Below are 20052 nucleotides of genomic sequence, written 5' to 3'. Positions count from 1 at the left end.
CCGTCAGGCCATGTACTGGCCGCCATTGACGGCGAAGGTCGCGCCGGTGGCGAAGGCGCCCTGCTCGGAGGCGAGGAACACGACCATCGCGGCGATCTCCTCGGGCTTGCCAAGGCGGCCTGCGGGAATGCCGGCGATGACGCGCTTGAGCGCCTCCTCGGGCATGGCCGCGACCATGTCGGTACCAATGTAGCCCGGCGTGATCGCGTTGACGGTGATGCCCTTGTTGGCGTTCTCCTGGGCCAGCGCCTTGACGAAGCCGATGTCGCCGGCCTTGGCGGCGGAGTAGTTGACCTGGCCCATCTGGCCCTTCTGGCCGTTGATCGAGGAGATCACGATGATGCGGCCGTAGGAGCGGGCGCGCATCCCCTCGATCACGGGCCGCGTCATGTTGAACAGCGAGTCGAGATTGGTGCGGATGACGTCGGACCACTGCTCCTTGGTCATCTTGTGGAAGAAACCGTCGCGGGTGATGCCGGCATTGTTGACGAGGATGTCGACCGGGCCGAGCTCGGCCTCGACCTTGGCGATACCGGCGGCGCAGGCGTCGTAATCGCCGACATCCCATTTGAACACCGGGATGCCGGTCTCCGCCTTGAACTTGGCGGCCGCCTCGTCATTGCCGGCATAGCTGGCCGCGACCTTGTGGCCCGCCTTGGCGAGCGCCTGGCTGATCGCCGCCCCGATTCCGCGCGTGCCTCCCGTAACCAACGCCACCTTCGTCATGTTCGCCCCTCCTCATGGCGGCGTGGACGCCGCGCTATAGCATCGGACCGACAAGTGAAGTCCACTTTTCGGAGTAATCCGATGCAGTTTCAAAGCGATAGATCACTGTTGCCGCGTCCGGACGGACGCGCAGCGATCTATTGTTCCGACAGCTTCAGGTCGGGCGTGTAGGGCCCGTCGATATCCTTGATGATGGCCTGACCGCAGATGACGCGGCCTTGCGCTGCATCAAATGTCAGGGTCGGGTGCCCGTAGAGCACCCAGCCCTGGCTCAGCGCCTCCGAGACCCGATGACAGAAGGATGCGTCATCGGGACCGGTCAGGTAGCGATAGAGCGTCGTCTGACGCGCCATCGCGTGCTCAGCGCTCCAGCGCCATGGCGACGCCCATGCCGCCGCCGATGCAGAGCGTGGCGAGGCCCTTCTTGGCGTCGCGCTTCTCCATCTCGTGCAGCAGTGTGACGAGGACGCGCGCGCCGGAGGCGCCGATCGGATGGCCGATGGCGATCGCGCCGCCGTTGACGTTGACGATGTCGGGGTTCCAGCCGAGGTCCTTGTTGACCGCCAGCGCCTGCGCCGCGAAGGCCTCGTTGGCCTCGACGAGCTCGAGGTCGGAGACCTTCCAGCCGGCCTTCTCGAGGGCCTTGCGCGTGGCCGGGATCGGGCCGGAGCCCATGATCGCGGGATCGACACCTGCCGTCGCCCAGCCCCTGATCGTCGCCATCGGCTTCAGCCCGCGCTTGGCGGCCTCCTTGGCGGTCATGATCACCAGCGCGGCGGCGCCGTCATTGATGCCCGAGGCGTTGCCGGCCGTCACCGTTCCGTCCTTGGAGAAGGCGGGCTTGAGCTTGGCCATCGCCTCGACGGTCGCGCCGTGCCGCGGATACTCGTCCGTATCGACGACGATGTCGCCCTTGCGGGTCGAGATGGTGAAGGGCACGATCTCGTCCTTGAAGCGCCCGGCCTTCTGCGCGGCTTCCGCCTTGTTCTGCGACTTGGCGGCGAAGGCGTCCTGTTCCTCGCGGCTGATCTGCCATTTCGTCGCGACGTTCTCGGCCGTGGTGCCCATGTGGTAGCCGTGGAAGGCGTCCCAGAGCCCGTCCTTGATCATCGTGTCGATGAACTTGGTGTCGCCCATCTTGGTGCCGCTGCGCAGATGCGCCGCATGCTGCGACATCGACATCGATTCCTGGCCGCCGGCGACGATGATGTCGGCGTCGCCATTGGCGATCTGCTGCAGGCCGATGGCGACCGCGCGCAGGCCCGAGCCGCAGAGCTGGTTCAGGCCCCAGGCGGTCTTCTCCTGCGGGATGCCCGCGGCCATCGCCGCCTGGCGAGCCGGGTTCTGGCCCTGGCCCGCGGTCAGGATCTGGCCCAGGATGACCTCGTCGACATCGGCGGGGTCGACCTTGGCGCGCTTCAGCGCCTCCTTGATCGCGGCTGCGCCGAGCTCATGAGCGGGGGTGTTGGCGAAGGCGCCGTTGAAGGCGCCGACCGCGGTGCGCGCCGCGCTGACGATCACGATGTCCGTATCAGCCATGGGGAGATCCTTGCTGTTGTCGCGACGGCCCAATCACTCCGGGCCGCCTGGTTCGAGGGGCACCTTCGAAGCCCGCCGCGCCGCCGTCAAGTCAGCCGAAAGAGATCGCGATGCCAAGGTAGCGAGCAAGGCAAATTCGGATTGCCGCAAAGGCGGGCAATCATCGTCATGCTTTAGTCGTGTTTTTGCGCTGCGCGCTCAAAAAACTTGCGACGCACGCCCGAGCGGCTACCATCGTGTGAGGGAGACCGTAAGTCCGGCCGTCGCGCGATCTTCGCGAGAGGGTCCGGGCCAACGTGATGCAGGATTCTGATGGCCAACGACAAAGAACCGACCGTCATCAAGAAATACGCCAACCGCCGTCTTTATCATACGGGCACAAGTTCTTACGTGACGCTGGAAGATCTCGCCGGGCTGGTCAGGGGTGGTGAGGATTTCGTCGTCTATGATGCGAAGTCGGGCGAGGACATCACGCGTTCGGTGCTCGCGCAGATCATCTTCGACGAGGAATCCAAGGACGGGCAGAACCTGCTGCCGATCACCTTCCTGCGCCAGCTCATCCGCTTCTATGGCGACAGCATGCAGGCGCTGGTGCCGCGCTATCTCGAATTCTCGATGGACAACCTGACCAAGGATCAGGGCCAGTTCCGCGAGCAGATGGCGAAGGCCTTTTCCGGCGGCGCCTTCGGCAGCGGTGCGATGGATGCACTCCAGGCCCAGACCCGCGCCAACATGACGATGTTCACCGAGGCGTTCCGCATGTTCAACCCCTTCGCCGCGGCCGCTGCTGCCAAGGCACAGGAAGAGGGCGGTGGTGCGGCTGCCGGCGCAGGCAAGGGCGACGATCTCGGCGATCTCAAGCGCGAGCTGAACGAGATGCGCGAGCGACTCGACAAGCTCGCCAAGGCGAAGTGAGGCGCGACGCCTGATCTAGCCGGCGGCGAACCTGGCTCCCGCGTCCACCGCCGGGCGCCAGAGTTCTGCGCGCCCCATCAGGTGCCCCTGCAGGTAGGTCACGCCCCAATCGGCGAGCATGCTGGCCTGCAGCTCGTCATCGACCCATTCGGCGACGGTTTCGACGCCGAGATGCTGGGCGAGATCGATCAGGGTGCGGACATAGAAGCGATCGTCGGTGGAGCGGCGCAGATTCTGCGTGAAGGTGCCGTCGATCTTCAGCACGTCGATCGGGAAGGCGCGCAGGTGCCGCAGCGAGGTGTGGCCGGCGCCGAAATCGTCGATGGCGATGCGCGCGCCGCGGTCCTTGATCTGGCCGAGCAGCCTGGCGATCCGTGCCGGATTGTCGATCGTGGCGGTCTCGGTGATCTCGACGATGAGGCGTTCGGCGACGCCGCGGACGCCGCTGGTGCAGGCGACGAACGCATCCAGCCATTCCGGATCGGAGAGCGAGTGCGGCGAGACGTTGACCGAGAGCGTCAGCGACGGCTCATTGGCGAGCAGGCCGACCGCCAGTTCGAGCACGCGATGGTCGAAGAGCCGGACAAGGCCGCGCCGCTCGAGCATCGCGACCAGTTCCGCAGTGGCGAAGAAGGCGTCGTCCCGGCCGACGGAGACCCGCAGCAGCGCCTCGTGGAAGCCGACCTCGCGTGACCTAGCGCGGACGATTGGCTGCAGCGCCAGCTCGACCCGGCGCTCGTTGAGCGCGGCAAGCGCGCGAACGTCGAAGCCCGTCTGGCTGGCGGCCGGGTCGCGGTTCTCCTGGCGGCGCGCGATGACGGCCGCCTCGGCAGCGCCGGCCTTGGCGCCTGCGAGCGCGTTCTCGGCGGCTGACAGCAGCGTGCCGGCATGGCTCGAGAGATCGGGTGCGACGGCTGCGCCGACGCGCAGGCGCACTAGCGCGATGCCGCGTGCGGTCTCGATCGCGGCCTGAGCCACCGCCTTGCTGAAGCGCCGGGCCGCCGCCTCGATCTGGTTGTTCGGGCAGCCGGTGAGGAGGATGGCGAAGCGGTTGCCGGAATAGCGCACGAGGTAATCGCGGCTGCGGGTCACCGAGCGCAGCCGATCCTGCACCACGCCGATGATCTCGTCGGTGGCCTCATGGCCGAAATCGTCGTTCAGCCGGGCGAGTTCGTCGATCGCCGCGACCAGCACGACGATGCCGCGTTCGGCCGGCAGATGCTCGGAAAGCGCCGAGTCGAGGCGTTCGAGCAGCGCCGAGCGGTCGCCGAGCTCGCCGGTCTGTTCCAGCAGCTCCTCGGGCCGGGCCTGGCGCTCCAGCCTGAGCACGCCGCGGGCGCAGGCAGGCCTGCCATCGGTGCCGGCGAACCAGCGTCCCGCATCCTCGATCCACATGCTGCGCCCGGCGAGCTGGGCCGCATAGCGCGTGCGATAGATGACACCCTCGCCCTGATCGTGCCCGCCGGAGGAAAAGATCGCGTCATAGCGGCTGCGGCCACTGCCGGGCTCGACCAGGCCGGCGAAGCCCAGGCCCCGCGCCATGGCCGATTCGGGAATCGCGCCCAGCACGTCGGCCGCATTGGGGCCCCAGGTCAGGGCGTCGCTCTGGATGTCCCAGCTGTAGACGACTTCGCCGATCGAGGAGAGCAGGTTGCGCGGATCCACCCGGGCGTCGTCACGAGCGTTGAAAATCGACGGCGCGGGCATCGCGTGGCGGCCTCGGTGGAACCGGATGCTGGGCACCGAAGCTTGTGCCAGGCTGTTCGGTCCGGATGGATGGAAATGTTTCGAAACGATGCGATGCGTCGTCTTAATACGCCGTTAAGCTTGGCGACGGGATTGCAACTTTGCCCTTCGACGCAGCCTCTGCGTCTCGGAGTGGCACATGGCGGATGGCGGGCATCGAGAGCGGGACGGGCAGCGCACTGAAGCGGGCGTTGCGATGCTGCTGCTGCAACTCGCGGCCAGCCAGGCCGAGATCGGCCCCTTCGCCCGCCGCGAACGCGAGACGCCGGCGGCAGCGGCGCGGCTCTATCGTGCGGCGGCGCTGCGGGCGCGAATCGGCGGCCTGCGCGCCTGAGCGCTGCCCGAGGCCCGTTCAGGCAATGGACCCGAACGCCAGGCAAAGAAAAAGCCGGCCTCGCGGCCGGCTCACAACGCTGCGGGGCAGCGCCTCAAGGTCGAAACCCCTGCGGATCTCAGGCCTCGGTCTTTCAGGCGTCGGCCTCTCAGGCCTCGGTCTTGGCCTTCAGCACCTGGCGGCCGCGATACATGCCCGACTTCAGGTCGACATGGTGCGGACGGCGCAGTTCGCCGGAGTTCTTGTCTTCGATATAGGCGGGCTGCTTCAGCGCGTCGGCCGAGCGGCGCATGCCACGCTTCGACGGCGACGTCTTTCTCTTCGGAACGGCCATGATACTCTCCATCGTGCCGCCGCTCGGGAGCGTCGCCCTCAGGCCACGCCACCGCCACGACGACGGATCAATCTCGTGAGGCGTTGCCCATACACGCTCGGGCGCGTGATGGCTAGTCCTGAATCGCGCTTACCTCGATCATCCTACTCCGGCACGGCGCAATCACCCAGCGGGCCCAGTTGCCCGACGCGGCGCTGGATGCGCGCCGAGGCCGCCTGCAGGCCCCTGCTCGGGCGAGCGGGGTTGCGGATGATCGGATTGGGCAACGCGGCGGCGAGCCTTGCCGCCTCCGCCGGATTGAGGCGCGAGGCCGGCTTGCCGAAATAGCGCTGGGCTGCGGCTTCGGCGCCGAACAGCCCTTCGCCCCATTCGGCGACGTTGAGATAGACCTCGATGACGCGTTGCTTCGGCCAGGCGAAATCGATCGCCATCGCCAATGGGATCTCCAGCCCCTTGCGGACATAGGAGCGGCCGGGCCAGAGGAAGACGTTCTTGGCTGTCTGCATGGTGAGGGTCGAGGCGCCTCGCGAGGGGCCGTCCTCGTCGTCCAGAACCGCATTCAGCTCGACCCAGTCGACGCCGCGATGGCTGCAGAAGCGCTGGTCCTCGGCCGCGATCACCGCGCGCACGAGATTGGGCGAGATCGCCGTCAGCGGCACCCATTGCCGCTCGACCGGCTGTAATGTCAGCCAGCGCCCGAGCATCAGCGTCGAGGGCACGGGCACGAAGCGGTAGAGCGCAAGACCGGCAGCAAGCGCGACGAGCAGCGTGATCGCCACAAGCCAAAGCCACCGCAGGGCGCGGGCCAGGATGCCCCGCCGCGTGGTCGCTCGCTCCGCCGCCATCGCCGTCATGCCCCTGTCACTTCCCCCTCGGCTTGACGGTTCCGCCGCAGTCCGGCAAGCCCCCGCCGGTCAGCGAACGCAAGGCGACCGCAGGAGTTCCGTCCCATCATGAGTTCCGCGCAGCCCTCAGGCAATGACGCCGGTCACGGCGACGGCGATCTCGCTTCGCGCTTGGCACAGACCGCCGGCGAGATCGAGGCACTGCTCGACGCGCTGCTCGGCGACGCGGCGCAGGACGGCGAAATCGCCCGCCCGGCGCGCCTGCTCGCGGCAATGCGCCACGGTTCGCTCGGCGGTGGCAAGCGGCTGCGCCCGTTCCTGACGGTGGAGACGGCCCGCCTGTTCGGGGTCGCGCCGGCGCAGGCTTTGCGGGCGGGCGCCGCGGTCGAGCTCGTCCACTGCTATTCGCTGGTGCATGACGATCTGCCGGCTATGGACGATGACGACACGCGCCGCGGCCGGCCGACGGTTCACAAGGCCTATGACGAGGGAACCGCGATCCTGGCTGGCGACACGCTGTTGACCTTCGCCTTCGAGGTTCTGGCCGATCCGGCGACGCATTCCTCCGGGGATGTCCGTGCGGCTCTCGTCCTTTTGCTCGCGCGCGCCTCCGGGCTGGGCGGCATGGCGGGCGGGCAGATGCTCGATCTCGCCGCCGAGGGGCGCTTCGGGGCGGGCGCTGCCGAAAAGCTCTCGGAGGTCGAGATCCGCCGCCTGCAGGCGATGAAGACCGGCGCGCTGCTGGCCGCGAGCGTCGAGATCGGCGCCGTTCTGGGCGGCGCATCAGCCGGGCAGCGCACGGCGCTCGCGGCTTACGGTCGGGCACTGGGGGCAGCCTTCCAGGTCGCCGACGACATCCTCGACGTCGAGGCAAGCCCGGAGCAGCTCGGCAAGGCCACGGCCAAGGACCAGGACAAGGGCAAGGCGACGTTGGTTTCCGCGCTGGGCCTCGATGCGGCCAAGCGCGAGCGCGATCGCCTGAGCGCGGAGGCGGTGGCAGCGCTGGCCGGCTTTGGTGCCGAGGCGGATGTGCTGCGTGCGGCAGCGCGCTTCGCGGCCGAGCGGACGAACTGATCATCCGGCTCGCGCCCGGCCTAGCGACAGCGCAGCAGTCTCGTCGGGCTGCCCTTCTTGCCCGGAAACACGAGGGTCATTCGCTCGCCCTCGACGCTGATGTCCATACGGCTGCGTGTCGTCGTTCCCTCGGCACGGCAGGTCTGCCGGACGCTCCATCGGCCATTGCCGCCTTCGATCCGATCGAAGTCGCAGGCGCTCTCGATTTCCTCCGTGCCACGAAGGGTGAAGCGGATCCGGCTGTCGGCGTCGGCACACCAGGCCAACTGGCGGGACCAGAGGCCGACATAGCCCGGCTGCTCGCCCGACACCGCTGCGGAGCCGGGCTGGATCATCGCCGCCTCGGACGGGCAGCGCCGGAAAGCGACGCCGAACAGGCTCCTGATCTCCCGCCCATGGTCGGGATGGCCCTCCTCGAGCACGATCGTCCCTTTCGCCCCCTGTGCTGCTGCGGCGACGAAGGCGAAGGGCTGCCCCGGTGCACTGCTGGTCGGGAACCAGATGCCTGGGCCGCTCGCCCGCGCGCCGCCGATCCAGGTTCTGCTGACGTCGATGCCGGAAAAGACGTGCGACCGTCCGCCGACCGCCACCTGGATGCTGTCACTCTCGATTGTGAGACGAGGCGCCGAGGAATCGGTGCAGCGCGGTGCCCAGACCCCGCGAAAATCGGCCGGAATCGATGCTGCTGCGGCGGGGCCCGAGGCCAGTGCAGCCACCAGAAGCAGCGACGGAGCCATGGCGTTCGGCCAGTTGGCTCTCCGCAGGCCAGGCATGCAGGCCATGATCGCCCCTCCCGCCGTTTCGCCCCTGGTCGACAGAGCAAGGCTCAAAGGTAAATCCGCGGTGACGTATGGTCAATTTTGTCGCGGCGGCAGGGTGGCTTGGGAAACGGGGCAGGCGCGGGCGGTGGTTGAACCGGCCTCGCGATCCAGCAAGACTTTGTCACCGAGCAGGCGAGGCGTGAGAGAATGTATGTGACGGTCAACGGTGCGCGATTGTTCTTCGACGTCGATGGCGAAGGCCTCACGCCCGACGGCAAGAGCATGCGGCAGAAGCCGACTGTCATCATGGTCCATGGTGGCCCGGGCGCGGATCATTCCATCGCCAAGCCCTATTTCTCCCAGCTCACCGACATCGCGCAGGTCGTCTACTACGATCAGAGGGGCAATGGGCGGAGCGATCTGTGCGATCAAGCAAGCTGGAACCTGGCTCAGTGGGGCGACGATCTGAAGGGTCTTTGCGATGTGCTCGGGATCGAGCGGCCCATCGTCATCGGAACGTCTTTCGGCGGCTTTGTGACGCTGTCCTACGCGACCCGTCACCCCGGGCATGCAGCGGGCCTGGCGCTCCTCAGCACGGCTGCCAAGATCGATTTTGCACAGGTCTACGCCGCATTCGAGCGGCTTGGCGGAGCTGAGATACGTGCCATCGCCGCCGCCTATTGGGATGCCCCAACGACAGAACGGCGTGCGCTCTATCGCGAGCGATGCGTGCCCTTCTATGTGCGGGACAAGGCCGCCTCGACAGACTGGATGGCCCGCATCCAGTGGAAGAATGAAACCGCGCTGTGGTTCAACGGGCCTGGTCGCGAACATGGGCGCATGGATTTCCGACCTGGCCTGGAGCGGGTCACATGCCCGGTCCTCATTCTGGCGGGGGAGGATGACCCGATCACGCCTCCCGCGTTCAGCGACGAGATCGCTTCGGGACTCCGGCACACGGACGTCACCTATCTGCGGTTTTCGGATTGCGGGCATGGCGTCGTGGTGGACAAGCCCGCCGAGGCCCTGGTCGCGCTGCGGCGCTTCGTGCTGACGCTCGCGGCCTCAGACAGCAGCGGCACCTAGCGCGGAGATCCTCGGTTCATCCGCCGCCAGTTCGGGCGGCATGCCCGCTGAGGCATGGTTGCGGGCCTATCCGCGTTCTGGCCTGCAACGGAAGAGCGCCGGGTCCTATCGGCGTGGCCGTTGCGTGGCCGCGCGCATCAAGAGCGCCGTCAGGAGCACGTGGAGGATGACGGCCGGCCAGAGCAAGGCGCCCGTCGCGTCGCCCGCAATGCCGAGGCCGGCGAGATACACGGCGACGGCGGCGCTGTAGACCAGCATGCCGACGAGTGGCGGGCCGGGCGAGCAGGCGATCCCTAAACCGATCAGTGCGATGCCGGCCACGCGCACGACCGGCAGGGCGACATCGTCGAACGCCTCGCCGAGCAACAGCGACGCGACGACGGAGGGTGCGACGAGAAGCGCCAACCCGGTCGCGGTTTCGCCGATCGCGGCGAGCTTCAACGCGTTCGTCACTGCAGCGGTACGAGCTTGAACGTCAGCTTGTCGAGCTTGCCGGTGAACTTGAACGGCGGATCGTAGCGATGCTCGAGAAGGGCGACCCCGGTACGGGTGTCCTGGCCGACATCGAAGCTCTCGTCTTCGGGGAAGGTGATCGGAGTGGTGTGTTCCAGGACCTGGCTGACAACCTGCTGGCCGTCCACGACGAGCACGCCCGTCCCGCCCTTGCCGAGGCCCGGACCGTCGGATTTGAACTCGAACACGATGCTGTGCTTGCCCGGGCCGAGTTCCGGTCCTTCCCAGACCGTGCGCTTGAGGTCGAGCAGGTTGTACATGAACACCGGCCTGCCGCGGCCGAAGCCGAACTCGCCCTTGCTCAGGAAGAGTGCGTAGCCTCCGAAGCGCCCGCCATCGGTGACGATCACGCCTTCCGCGCCGCCGTCGGGAACCGTGATCTCGGCGGTGATCGTGTAGGACTTGTTCAGGATGCTCGGGGCGCCGCTATTGGGCACGCCGGTCAGCCCGCCCGTATAGGTGAAGAGCGTCCGCCCAGCGGTGAGGCTCGGGCGCTGCGTCGTGAAGCGGGCGAGCGTGGAATTGTCGAGCGGCAGGACGTCATATTTCTTCGCCTCGGAATAGAACAGCTCCTGCAGCTGCTTCAGCTTGCCCGGCTGCTGCGTGGCCAGATCGGTGGACTGGGTCGGATCCGACGCGACGTTGTAGAGCTCCCAGTTATAGCCGGTGATCACATCGGGCGGCGTGCCCGTGCTTGCGGCCCATGGCAGATTGGCCGGCGTCGTCGCCGCCACCCATCCCTCGTGATAGATGGCGCGGTTGCCGAGCATCTCGAAATACTGCGTGGTGCGCCGCGACGGCGTGCCGGCATTGGCCTTGTCCCAGCTGTATCTCATGCTCACGCCGTCCATCGGCCGCTGCTTGATGCCGTCGATCGTCTCGGGCAGTGGGATGCCGGTGACCTCGAGGATGGTCGGTGCGATGTCGATCACGTGATGGAACTGGCGGCGGATGCCACCTACATCTGTGATCTTGCCGGGCCAGGACATCGCCATGCCCTGGGCGGTACCGCCGAAATGCGAGGCCACCTGCTTCACCCATTTGAAGGGTGTGCACATCGCCCAGGCCCAGCCGGCCGCGTAATGCGGGAAGGTTCGCTCCGAGCCCCAGAACGGATACCAGAGGAACTGGTCCTTCACCGGCACCTGGACGCCGTTGAAGAAGGTGAACTCGTTGGGTGTGCCGTTGACCATGCCCTCCGAGCTCGCGCCGTTGTCGCCGCTGATGTAGATGATCAGGGTGTTGTCGAGTTCGCCGAGATCCTCGACGGCCTGGATGACCCTGCCGATCTCGTTGTCGGTATAGGCCAGGTAGGCCCCGTACACGTCCATCTGCCTGGTGAAGAGCTTCTTCTCCTCCCAGCCGAGCGAGTCCCATTCCGGCAGTTCCTTCGGCCACGGCGTCAGCCTGGCATCGGCCGGCATGATGCCCAGCTTCTTCTGGTTGGCGAAGATGGTCTCGCGCAGCTTGTTCCAGCCCTCGTCGAAGAGGCGCATGTCGCTGATCTTCTTGATCCATTCGGGCTTGGGATGATGCGGCGCATGGGTGCCGCCCGGTACGTAATGGACGAGGAAGGGCTTCTCCGGCGCGACCGCCTTGAGCGTCCTCATGTGCTGGATGGCCTCGTCGGCCATGGCCGTCGTCAGGTTCCAGTCCGGCTTGCCCTCGAAGGGGTAGATCGCCGTGGTGTTGCGGTAGAGGTTCGGCTGCCATTGGCTGGCGTCGCCGCCGACGAAGCCATAGAAATACTCGAAGCCCAGCCCGTTCGGCCATTGATGGAACGGTCCGGCCTGCGTCGCCTGATAGAAGGGCGTATTGTGGTTCTTGCCGAACCACGATGTCGCGTAGCCGTTCTCCTTCAGAATCGCGCCGATGGTGCCGTTCTCCCTGCGGATGACGGAATCGTAGCCGGGAAAGCCTGTCGCGGCTTCGCCGATGACGCCGGCTCCGGCGACGTGATGGTTGCGGCCCGTGATCAGCGCCGCCCGCGTCGGCGAGCACAGTGCGGTGGAGTGAAAATTCGTGTAGCGCAGGCCGCTATTGGCGACGCGGTCGAGCGCCGGTGTCGGAATGACGCCGCCGAAGGTCGAGGGTGCGCCGAAGCCGACATCGTCGGTCATGATCAGCAGGATGTTGGGCGCGCCCTTGGGCGGCACGATGCGCGGCGCCCACCACGGCTTCGACTCCGATGCGGTCTGATTGATGACGCCGCCGAAGGTCGGATCGGCCGGCGGCAGCTGCTTTCCGGACAGGGTCGTGGTCGCGCCGGGCGAACCAGGGGCCTGCTGCGCGCCGGCGGGGAAACATGTCAGAGCGAGAAATGCTGTGCCTGCAACGAGGCTAAGGCTCGACTTTGCCATCTTGGGGCTCCCGTGGCCGGTAAGGCGGGTCGGTGCGTCTGGCGAAAGCGTAGTCCCGATAGACGCGCCCAAACCCCTTGCCGGTCAAGTGTGGGCTGGGCCTGGAAGGGGAGGATTTTCTCGACCCAACGGGCGTCTCGGAGAGGGGGAGCAGCCCTGGTCGCAGCCAGGGTCGATGCATTGAGGGATCGGAGGCGATGGCGTCCGCAAACGCCATCCGTCCGGGACGATCGCCGCCGGGACGCTGGTTCTGAAGGTGTGCTGATTCGGGCGACCGATTTTGGCGGACTCGTCAAGTTGAATTTTGGGAGCTAGCCTATCCTTCTTGGATCCGGAGCGGGGAGGTGGCTATGCCGAACGCCGATGCCGTGATGATCTTCTCCTGCGAGGAGCGCAAGGCCGCTGTCTTGCGGGCCGCCCAGCTTCTCAACTGCGCGAAGGGAACCGAGGAAGAGCGCGAATTCGAGATGCTGACCGAGGCCATCGTCGAATACGACCTCATCCAGGAAGCCCAGGCACCTGTCGAGATACCGGACGGGTTCATGCAGTTCATTCGTGCGCGAAGCGGGCACGCGCCGGCTGGCCAAGGCGCCTGAAGGCGCCTCCCAGACCTTTCACGAGGGGGCGTGTCCACAGTTGCACGGGCCACGCTGCGAGGAGCGATCCGGGAGCCGCGAGGGCGCCCTGATCAGCGCCAGCGTCCGAAGGCGTCGGCCAGCGTCTGGTTGCCGGGACCGCCCTTCTCGAAGGTGATGATGCCGCGGCGGCCCGAGGCGAAGCGAACGGGCACATCGATCCAGGCCCGGTTCAGGATCAGGTCGATATTGCGCTCGACCTCGACAGGCACGTTCGAGAGCGCCGCGACGAAGAGGTTTTCGCCCAGCGCCGAGTTGATCGCCGAAAGCGGCGCGCCGCGCTCGCTCTCCTCGGTCTTGAACTGCGGCACGCCGACTTCGCGCACCGCTTCCGTCGCCGGGTCGCCGGTGGAGGTGAAGCGCATGCCGATGATGTGCGAGGCCGGGAAGGCGGGGTCGGCGTTGCGGCGAATGGTGAAATCGAGCGAAAGCCCAATCTCCGCGATCTCGACGGTGGCGCGTACGATCGTCTCGACCGGACGCCCCTGGCCGACGCTTTCGCTGTCGAGGCGCCAGAAGACACGGCCGTTGACGGCGCGCGGTGCCTGCGGGCTGGTGGGATCCTCGGTGTAGAGGATGGCACGCTGCGCGACCGCGATCTCCTGCGAGGGGGCCGTCGTGCTGCTGCTGCTGGCCGGGCGCTGGCTGGAGGCAGACGCGCCGGCGTCGCCGACGCGCTCGCTGATCTTGCCGGCATTGTCTGGCTGCAGCGGCTGGACCGGGGTCTCGACGCGCGGGCGCGACGCGGTTTCCGGCGGCTTGACCTTGTTGACGTAGTAAGCGGCGACAGCGATGGCGGCGACAGCGATGGCGACGCCGGTCGCGACGACCGCGGTGCGCAGATGGACGGGCTTGACCCGCTTCTCGCGCGGAGGCGCCACCCGTGGGCGCATCACCTGCGGCTCGGCCGGCTCCCGCACGGCCGCATCGAGGCGCTCGTCATCGGGTTCTGCTTCGGCCTGGGGCGCAAGGGCCTGTGTCGCAGGGGGCTGGGGCGCGAGGGACTGGGGCGGAAGCGGCGCGTGCGGCCGAGGGGCCGCCATGGCGGGCTGCTGCTGCTCGTCGTCAGGTGGCGGCGCTGGCGGCGCCGGCGGCTCGGGTTCCGGCTCCGCGGGGAGCAGCGGCGCGAGGTCCGGCTGGGGCAGCGCGTCGTCGTAATCGGCTTCGATCCGCGCCACGGCCTCGTCGAGCGACAGGCGTTCGCGCATGATCTCGGCCTCGCCGAGCGGCGGGTCGAGGCTGCGAAGCTGGGCCAGGAGGGCGGCCCTGGCGCGATCGTAGATGGCGTTGCGTGCCGCCGGCGACCTGTCGGGAAGCCCGGCGACGGCTCGTGCCAGGATGGGATAGAAGTCGGCCATTGGCCTCACTTGTCGTTGTTGACGCGTGGCGTCAACCCTCGAAGGGGTTATGGACCAGGATCGTATCGTCGCGCTCGGGGCTGGTGGAGAGCACCGCGACGGTGGCGCCGATCAGCTCCTCGATGCGACGGACATACTTGATCGCCTGCGCCGGGAGTTCTGCCCAGGAGCGGGCATTGGCGGTCGAGCCCTCCCAGCCCTCGATGATCTCGTAGATCGGCTCGACGCGGGCCTGGTCGGCCTGTCCCGCCGGCAGATGCTCCAGCACCTGACCGTCGAGCTTGTAGCCCGTGCAGACCTTGATCTCCTTGAAGCCGTCGAGGATGTCGAGCTTGGTCAGCGCGATGCCGTCGATGCCGGAGGTCTTGACCGTCTGGCGCACGAGGCAGGCATCGAACCAGCCGCAGCGGCGCTTGCGGCCGGTGACGACGCCGAATTCCTTGCCCTTGGTGCCGATCAGTTCGCCGATCTCGTCGAAGAGCTCGGTCGGGAACGGGCCCTCGCCGACGCGGGTGGTGTAGGCCTTGGCGATGCCGAGCACATAGCCGACCGCCGAGGGGCCCATGCCCGAGCCGGTCGCGGCCTGGCCGGCGACGATGTTCGAGGAGGTGACGAAGGGATAGGTGCCGTGGTCGACGTCGAGCAGCGCGCCCTGCGCGCCCTCGAACAGGATGCGCTTGCCGGCACGGCGCTCGGCATCGAGCAGCGCCCAGACCGTCGTCGCATAGGGCAGCACCTCGGCCGCGATCGCCTTGAGCTGGCCGAGCAGTTCCTTGCCGTCGACCTCGCCGATGCCCAGCCCGCGGCGCAGCGCGTTGTGGTGGGCGAGCAGGCGCTCGATCTTGGCTTCGAGCAGGGCCGGGTCCTTGAGATCGATGACGCGGATGGCGCGCCGGCCGACCTTGTCCTCATAAGCGGGCCCGATGCCGCGCTTGGTCGTGCCGATCTTCATGCCGGCATTCGAGGTCTCGCGGAAATGGTCGAGCTCGCGATGCAGCGGCAGGATCAGCGTGGCGTTGTCGGCGATGCGGAGGTTGTCCGGCGTGATAGCGACGCCCTGGGCGCGCAGCTTGCCGATCTCCTCGACGAGGTGCCAGGGATCGACGACGACGCCGTTGCCGATGACCGAGAGCTTGCCTGGGCGCACGATGCCGGAGGGCAGCAGCGACAGCTTGTAGACGACGCCGTCGATGACGAGCGTATGGCCGGCGTTATGCCCGCCCTGGAAACGGACGACGACATCGGCCTGGCTCGACAGCCAGTCGACGATCTTGCCCTTGCCCTCGTCGCCCCATTGGGCGCCGACCACAACCACATTTGCCATGGCTCAGCTGTTCCTGCTTGTCTTGCGTCCGTGCGCCTTGCGCGTGTTCAGTTCGGGCAAGCGCCGCACATGAAAAACCCCGGCGCAAGACCGGGGTTCCGAGGCAGGTTCTTGCAAGCCCTCATGAGCCAAGCGCGCGCCAAGGTCAAGCTCGGCGCGCATGGAAGGCAAGCGCGCCAGTGTGTAGAAGAGGCTGCGGCGGCCATGAAGGCGCCTCACTGGCAGGCTTCGTGCTTGCCTCGCGGCAACGGTTCCGCCGCCCGAAACACCGATAGGCGCGCAAGGCGCGAAGGGGATCTCAAGACGATGACGACGGCACTCGACACCTGGCTCGACCGGCATCATGCCGAGTTCAGCGCGATCCGGCAGGACATTCATGCCCATCCGGAACTCGGGCTGGAGGAGCACCGGACGGCGGCGCTGGTCGCGGCCAAGCTGCGCGAATGGGGTGTCGAGGTCACCGAGTCGATTGGCGGGACCGGCGTCGTCGGCGTCATCCGCGGCAAGCGTCCCGGTCAGCGCGCGATCGGCCTGCGTGCCGACATGGACTGCCTGGCGCTGGAAGAGCAGACCGGCCTGCCCTATGCCTCCAAGCATCCGGGCAAGATGCACGCCTGCGGCCATGACGGCCACACCACCATGCTGCTCGGCGCCGCGCGCTACCTCGCCGAGAACCCCGATTTCGCCGGCACGGCGATCATGATCTTCCAGCCGGCGGAGGAGGGCCGCGGCGGCGCCAACGCCATGCTGGCCGACGGGCTGTTCGAGCGCTTCCCCTGCGATGCGATCTACGGGCTGCACAACACGCCGGGCATGGAGGCCTCGCATTTCGGCACCACGGTCGGCCCGTTCCTGGCCTCGGCCGACAGCTGGAAAGTCACCTTCCGCGGCGTTGGCGGCCATGGCGGCTCGCAGCCGCACCGCTCCACCGATATCACCTATGCTCAAGCGCATTTCGTGCTCGGCCTGCAGGGCATCGTCGGGCGGAATGTGCCGCCGCTGGATACGGCCGTGATCAGCGTCGGCTATATCCATGGTGGTGATGCCAACGCATCCAACGTCATCCCCTCCGAACTGGTGCTGGGGGGCACGGCGCGGACCTACTCGGCCGAGATCCGCGACACGATCGAGCGCCGCATTGCCGATCTCGCTGCGGCCACCGCGCAGGCCTGGGGCTGCAAGGCGGAGGCGCATTACCATCGCGGCACGAGCCCGCTGATCAACAAGGCCGAACAGGTCGAGGTCGCGGTGGCCGCGGCGTCGGCCTCAGTCGGCGCTGCGAAGGTGGACGGCAAGCTGCGCCCGGGCACCGGCGGCGAGGATTTCGCCGAGATGATGCTGATCAAGCCCGGTGCCTTCACCCGCATCGGAAACGGCGTCGAGGCCGACGGCTCGTTCAAGGGCCTGCACACGCCGCTCTACGACTTCAACGACGCTATCATCCCGGACGGCATCCGCTTCTGGGTCAACGTCGTCGGCGAGGAGCTCGGCATCGAGCCGCAGGCGGTCGCGGCGTAAGGCCGGATCGCGTGAAAGCGGGCAGCCCCGCATCGCGAGATGCGGGGCTGCCCTTCATTCCTGTCGGTTGCCCGCGGCGGAGCCGACGCTGTAAGCGATGCCGTCCCGAAACAGCCGGTCACCACCATGCAATCGCTTGCCATCTCGACCCTTACGATCTGCGGCATCGAGGAACTGCCGTCGCACAGCTCCCGGCGGGTCACCCATGTCCTCTCGGTGCTCGATCCCGGCCGCGCGGAAATCGACGCTTTCGGCACCTATGGCGAGCACAGCCGCGTGACGCTGCGCTTCCACGACATCATCGATCCCGCCCCGGGTCAGATCCATCCCGAGCCTGAACATGTCGAGCAGATCCTGCAATTCGGCGAGAGCCTGCGCGACGGCGTGAGCGAGCGCATCGAGGGGCATCTCCTCGTCCATTGTCATATGGGCATTTCGCGCTCGACGGCGGCGATGCTGACGCTGATGGCGCAGAACGATGCGGATGCGGGTGAGGACGAGCTGTTCGCGCGCCTGCGCGAGGTGCGCCCGCAGGCCTGGCCGAACTCGGTGATGATCGGCTTCGCCGACGCTCAGCTCGGGCGTGGCGGGCGGCTGGTCGAGGCGCTGCGCCGTCATTACGGCGTGCAGCTTGGTGTTCAGCCACGCTATCGCGAGTGGATGAACCAGCTCGGGCGCGGGCGTGAAGTGGCGATGGCGGTCTGACGCCAGCCCGACGTCATGCTCGGGCTTGACCCGAGCATCTCGCGACCATGGAGCGGGCCTTTCACCGCCAGAGATTCTCGGGTCTGCGCTGCGCTTCGCCCGAGAATGACGCGGAGGTGCTTCCGCTCCTCAGTTGGTCGGACGTGGCGCCGGGCCCGGCAGCGGCTGCTGGGCGTAGGTGACCTCGCGATCGCCCGGCCATTTGATGCGATAGGCGACCTTGATCTCCTTCTCGGCGCCGGGCGCGAGATCGAAGGTCCAGGCCGAGACGCCACGCTTGTCGCCGACCTGCTTTTCGGTCGGCGGCGTGGTCTGGGCAGGAATCGTCTCGACCGTGATCGCGGTGCTTTCCGAGAAGGGGATGCGTTCGGTCACCGTGACCCTCACGGGCTGCCCGTGCAGGCTCTTCACCACCGTCCTGAATTCGCGCAGGTCGGTGCGGGTCTGGCCGAGCCAGGTCGGCTCGTTCTCGCGGCGCCGGATCGGCGCGCGGGAGACCTTGAGTTTGTCATCGGCCCCGAAGCCGAGTTCGACCCTGTCGCCCGGCGCAACCAGCCCTAGCCGGCCGCGCCCGATATAGGTGCCGTCGCGATGCAGCGCGACCGTGCCCGGCAGCAGGGCGGCGGCCTCCTCATGGGTGAAGGCGGCTTCGAGATAGGCTGTCTCCTCGAGTTCGGGCGTGATCCGGGCCGAGAGGGCCGGTTCGACCTTGCCCTGGCTCAGGACGACGGTCTTCGACGAGCCGTCCTGCGGGATGCTGACGCGGCCCGGCACCTGGAAGCTCGCCTGATACGCCCCGGCCTCGACCTGGGCGGTCTGGACCTCGGCGACGACCGGTGCGGATGCGGAACGCCTGGATTTCTCAGCCTGCGCCTCGGCCTCCGCCTCGGCTTTCGCGCGCGCGGCAGCCATGGGGGCGGGCGCGGCGCCGAGGCGCGGGCGGCTCTCATAGACCACCGGTGGCTCGAAGAACATCACCTGCACCGGCGCCAATTCGGGTGCGCGCGTGCCGCCGGCCGAGCGGGTGGTCGAGAGCGTCAGCGCGACGTCACCCCAATCCTCGCCGCTGCGCTGGCGCAGCTCCGCGCGCCGCACGAGATCGATCACGGGCTTGGCGTTGCCGCTGCCGGTCGTCAGGCGTGCCTCGTATTGCGGCGTCCAGCCGGCGCCGCCGACGCGGTACGAGACCGCGAACTCGGCCGAGACGGGGCCGGGAGCCTCGACGGCGATGGCGATGTCGCGCTTCGGGGCGCCCGGCTTGACCGCCTGTGGCCTTGCCCGCTCCAGCGCGGCGATCTCGGCATCGACATCGGCGGCACGGGCGCGGACGCCGCGCAGCTCGTCATGGACCTTGACCAGCGAGGTGCCGATCGCGTCGAACACGGCCGGCCAGTCGGTGACCGGGAGCGCCTTGCCGTCGGGGCCGAGCTTGTCGGGGCCGACCTGGGCGAAGCGTTCGATCGTGGCGCGCTTGGCCTCGATCGCGCTGATCCGGCCAGCCAGCGTCACCTGTTCCTCGCGCAGTGCCTTGAGCTTGCCTTCGATCACCGTGTCCAGCACCGGGCGGGCCTCGCCGGGCGTCAGGCGAACATCGACGGCGCCGACCGAGAAGGCGCCGCTGCCCGGCCCTTGCGAAACGCCCTTGCCCTCGACGCGGATCGAAGCCGGATCGATCGTCGCCGGCAAGCCACGCAGCACGACCTGCGAGGCGCCCTGCAGCAGCTCCGCCCTGCCAAGCCGCGTCACCACGGCGCCGTCCGGATAGACGGTGACGCGATCGATGCGCGAGGCCAATTCGGTTTCGGCCGCGCCGGCCAGGCCGGGGGCGAGAACAAGTGCGGCGGCAAGGCGGGTCATCATGCTGTGCTATCCCCTCAGGCAATCACGTGGCCGTGATAGGCGGGTTCGATTTCGGCGCCGCCAAGGCGGAATTGGGCCGGATTGCAGACAGCATCCCCGGCGCGCCGCCGGCTTGCATCCTGCAATCGGGGGAGGCCGGAGCGCGCGGGTCTTCTGGAGCGCTTCCGGAACAAAAAAGCCCTGCCCGGGTGGGGCAGGGCTCATGTCAATGTCGCCTGTGCGCAGGTCGGTCAGAACTCTTCCCAGCCGGAATCGTCATGGCCGTTGGCGACCTTCTTGGCCGGAGCGCGCGGCGCTGCCGCCGGTGCCCGGGTCTGGACGAAGGCGGCCTCGGCGAGCTGCCGCAGACGGGCAGGCTCGGAGGCCGGCGCGGCGCGGACCGGCGTAGGGGCCGGCTGGCGGTAGGCGACCACGGCCCC

Annotated in this window: 20 protein-coding genes; 7 read left to right on the top strand and 13 right to left on the bottom strand. The window is 67.8% G+C overall.

Going from position 1 to position 20052, the window contains the following annotated elements; all coding sequences use genetic code 11:
* Window positions 1-3: 3 nt before the first annotated feature.
* The 3 genes from phbB to VGN82_RS12650 form a co-directional block, all read right to left on the bottom strand.
* Window positions 4-726, bottom strand: a complete 723-nt coding sequence (phbB, locus tag VGN82_RS12660; RefSeq protein ID WP_327527381.1) for an acetoacetyl-CoA reductase — start codon at window positions 724-726, stop codon at window positions 4-6.
* 137 nt (window positions 727-863) lie between these two features.
* On the bottom strand, window positions 864-1079 hold the full coding sequence (locus VGN82_RS12655; RefSeq protein ID WP_069056492.1) for a DUF1737 domain-containing protein: 216 nt from the start codon (window positions 1077-1079) through the stop codon (window positions 864-866).
* A 7-nt stretch (window positions 1080-1086) separates the two neighbouring features.
* Window positions 1087-2265, bottom strand: a complete 1179-nt coding sequence (locus tag VGN82_RS12650) for an acetyl-CoA C-acetyltransferase (RefSeq protein ID WP_327527380.1) — start codon at window positions 2263-2265, stop codon at window positions 1087-1089.
* Between the two features lie 312 nt (window positions 2266-2577).
* Here VGN82_RS12650 and phaR point away from each other — a divergent pair, with 312 nt between their 5' ends.
* On the top strand, window positions 2578-3180 hold the full coding sequence (gene phaR, locus VGN82_RS12645) for a polyhydroxyalkanoate synthesis repressor PhaR (protein WP_327527379.1): 603 nt from the start codon (window positions 2578-2580) through the stop codon (window positions 3178-3180).
* Between the two features lie 15 nt (window positions 3181-3195).
* Here the strand turns inward: phaR and VGN82_RS12640 are convergent, their stop codons facing one another.
* Window positions 3196-4845, bottom strand: coding sequence for a GGDEF domain-containing phosphodiesterase (locus tag VGN82_RS12640; RefSeq protein WP_327527378.1), 1650 nt, complete (start codon window positions 4843-4845; stop codon window positions 3196-3198).
* 220 nt (window positions 4846-5065) lie between these two features.
* Between VGN82_RS12640 and VGN82_RS12635 the strand changes: the two genes are divergently transcribed.
* Window positions 5066-5260 carry a hypothetical protein gene (locus VGN82_RS12635; RefSeq protein WP_327527377.1) on the top strand — a complete coding sequence of 65 codons (195 nt, stop codon included), beginning with the start codon at window positions 5066-5068 and terminating at the stop codon, window positions 5258-5260.
* Between the two features lie 148 nt (window positions 5261-5408).
* On the opposite strand, the gene rpmF is transcribed toward VGN82_RS12635, so the two are convergent.
* A complete protein-coding gene (gene rpmF / locus VGN82_RS12630; protein ID WP_291638998.1) occupies window positions 5409-5594 on the bottom strand; it encodes a 50S ribosomal protein L32 in 186 nt (61 codons plus the stop codon).
* A gap of 143 nt (window positions 5595-5737) precedes the next feature.
* Window positions 5738-6448 carry a monofunctional biosynthetic peptidoglycan transglycosylase gene (gene mtgA / locus VGN82_RS12625; protein ID WP_414644283.1) on the bottom strand — a complete coding sequence of 237 codons (711 nt, stop codon included), beginning with the start codon at window positions 6446-6448 and terminating at the stop codon, window positions 5738-5740.
* Window positions 6449-6547: 99 nt separating this feature from the next.
* On the opposite strand from mtgA, the gene VGN82_RS12620 reads away from it, so the two are divergent.
* Complete coding sequence (locus tag VGN82_RS12620; protein ID WP_327527376.1) at window positions 6548-7513, top strand: polyprenyl synthetase family protein; 966 nt, start codon at window positions 6548-6550, stop codon at window positions 7511-7513.
* 20 nt (window positions 7514-7533) lie between these two features.
* On the opposite strand, the gene VGN82_RS12615 is transcribed toward VGN82_RS12620, so the two are convergent.
* Window positions 7534-8295 (bottom strand): hypothetical protein, encoded by a 762-nt coding sequence (locus VGN82_RS12615; RefSeq protein ID WP_327527375.1) that lies wholly within the window; start codon window positions 8293-8295, stop codon window positions 7534-7536.
* A 186-nt stretch (window positions 8296-8481) separates the two neighbouring features.
* Here VGN82_RS12615 and VGN82_RS12610 point away from each other — a divergent pair, with 186 nt between their 5' ends.
* Window positions 8482-9360: an alpha/beta fold hydrolase gene (locus VGN82_RS12610; protein WP_327527374.1), complete on the top strand. Its 879-nt coding sequence runs from the start codon at window positions 8482-8484 to the stop codon at window positions 9358-9360.
* A gap of 105 nt (window positions 9361-9465) precedes the next feature.
* Here VGN82_RS12610 and VGN82_RS12605 read toward each other — a convergent pair whose 3' ends face one another.
* Window positions 9466-9801 (bottom strand): hypothetical protein, encoded by a 336-nt coding sequence (locus VGN82_RS12605; RefSeq protein WP_327527373.1) that lies wholly within the window; start codon window positions 9799-9801, stop codon window positions 9466-9468.
* Window positions 9802-9809: 8 nt separating this feature from the next.
* Window positions 9810-12233 carry an arylsulfatase gene (locus VGN82_RS12600; protein WP_327527372.1) on the bottom strand — a complete coding sequence of 808 codons (2424 nt, stop codon included), beginning with the start codon at window positions 12231-12233 and terminating at the stop codon, window positions 9810-9812.
* A gap of 350 nt (window positions 12234-12583) precedes the next feature.
* On the opposite strand from VGN82_RS12600, the gene VGN82_RS12595 reads away from it, so the two are divergent.
* Window positions 12584-12829 (top strand): hypothetical protein, encoded by a 246-nt coding sequence (locus tag VGN82_RS12595; protein WP_327527371.1) that lies wholly within the window; start codon window positions 12584-12586, stop codon window positions 12827-12829.
* 92 nt (window positions 12830-12921) lie between these two features.
* On the opposite strand, the gene VGN82_RS12590 is transcribed toward VGN82_RS12595, so the two are convergent.
* Together VGN82_RS12590 and VGN82_RS12585 are read right to left on the bottom strand one after the other, a co-directional pair.
* Window positions 12922-14226, bottom strand: coding sequence for a histidine kinase (locus VGN82_RS12590; RefSeq protein WP_327527370.1), 1305 nt, complete (start codon window positions 14224-14226; stop codon window positions 12922-12924).
* Between the two features lie 31 nt (window positions 14227-14257).
* On the bottom strand, window positions 14258-15550 hold the full coding sequence (locus VGN82_RS12585; RefSeq protein WP_327527369.1) for an adenylosuccinate synthase: 1293 nt from the start codon (window positions 15548-15550) through the stop codon (window positions 14258-14260).
* Between the two features lie 306 nt (window positions 15551-15856).
* Here VGN82_RS12585 and VGN82_RS12580 point away from each other — a divergent pair, with 306 nt between their 5' ends.
* A complete protein-coding gene (locus VGN82_RS12580) occupies window positions 15857-17068 on the top strand; it encodes a M20 aminoacylase family protein (RefSeq protein WP_327527368.1) in 1212 nt (403 codons plus the stop codon).
* A gap of 126 nt (window positions 17069-17194) precedes the next feature.
* Window positions 17195-17773 carry a tyrosine phosphatase family protein gene (locus tag VGN82_RS12575; RefSeq protein WP_327527367.1) on the top strand — a complete coding sequence of 193 codons (579 nt, stop codon included), beginning with the start codon at window positions 17195-17197 and terminating at the stop codon, window positions 17771-17773.
* Between the two features lie 129 nt (window positions 17774-17902).
* Here VGN82_RS12575 and VGN82_RS12570 read toward each other — a convergent pair whose 3' ends face one another.
* Together VGN82_RS12570 and VGN82_RS12565 are read right to left on the bottom strand one after the other, a co-directional pair.
* Complete coding sequence (locus VGN82_RS12570; RefSeq protein ID WP_327527366.1) at window positions 17903-19633, bottom strand: mucoidy inhibitor MuiA family protein; 1731 nt, start codon at window positions 19631-19633, stop codon at window positions 17903-17905.
* Window positions 19634-19863: 230 nt separating this feature from the next.
* Window positions 19864-20052, bottom strand: a 189-nt coding sequence (locus VGN82_RS12565; RefSeq protein ID WP_327527365.1) for a hypothetical protein, incomplete at its 5' end; no start/stop codon positions are given.

Source organism: Allobosea sp. (assembly GCF_035999205.1).
Classification (GTDB): domain Bacteria; phylum Pseudomonadota; class Alphaproteobacteria; order Rhizobiales; family Beijerinckiaceae; genus Allobosea.
Note: the sequence above shows the minus strand (reverse complement) of the source record. Positions and strands in the feature narration are given on the sequence as shown.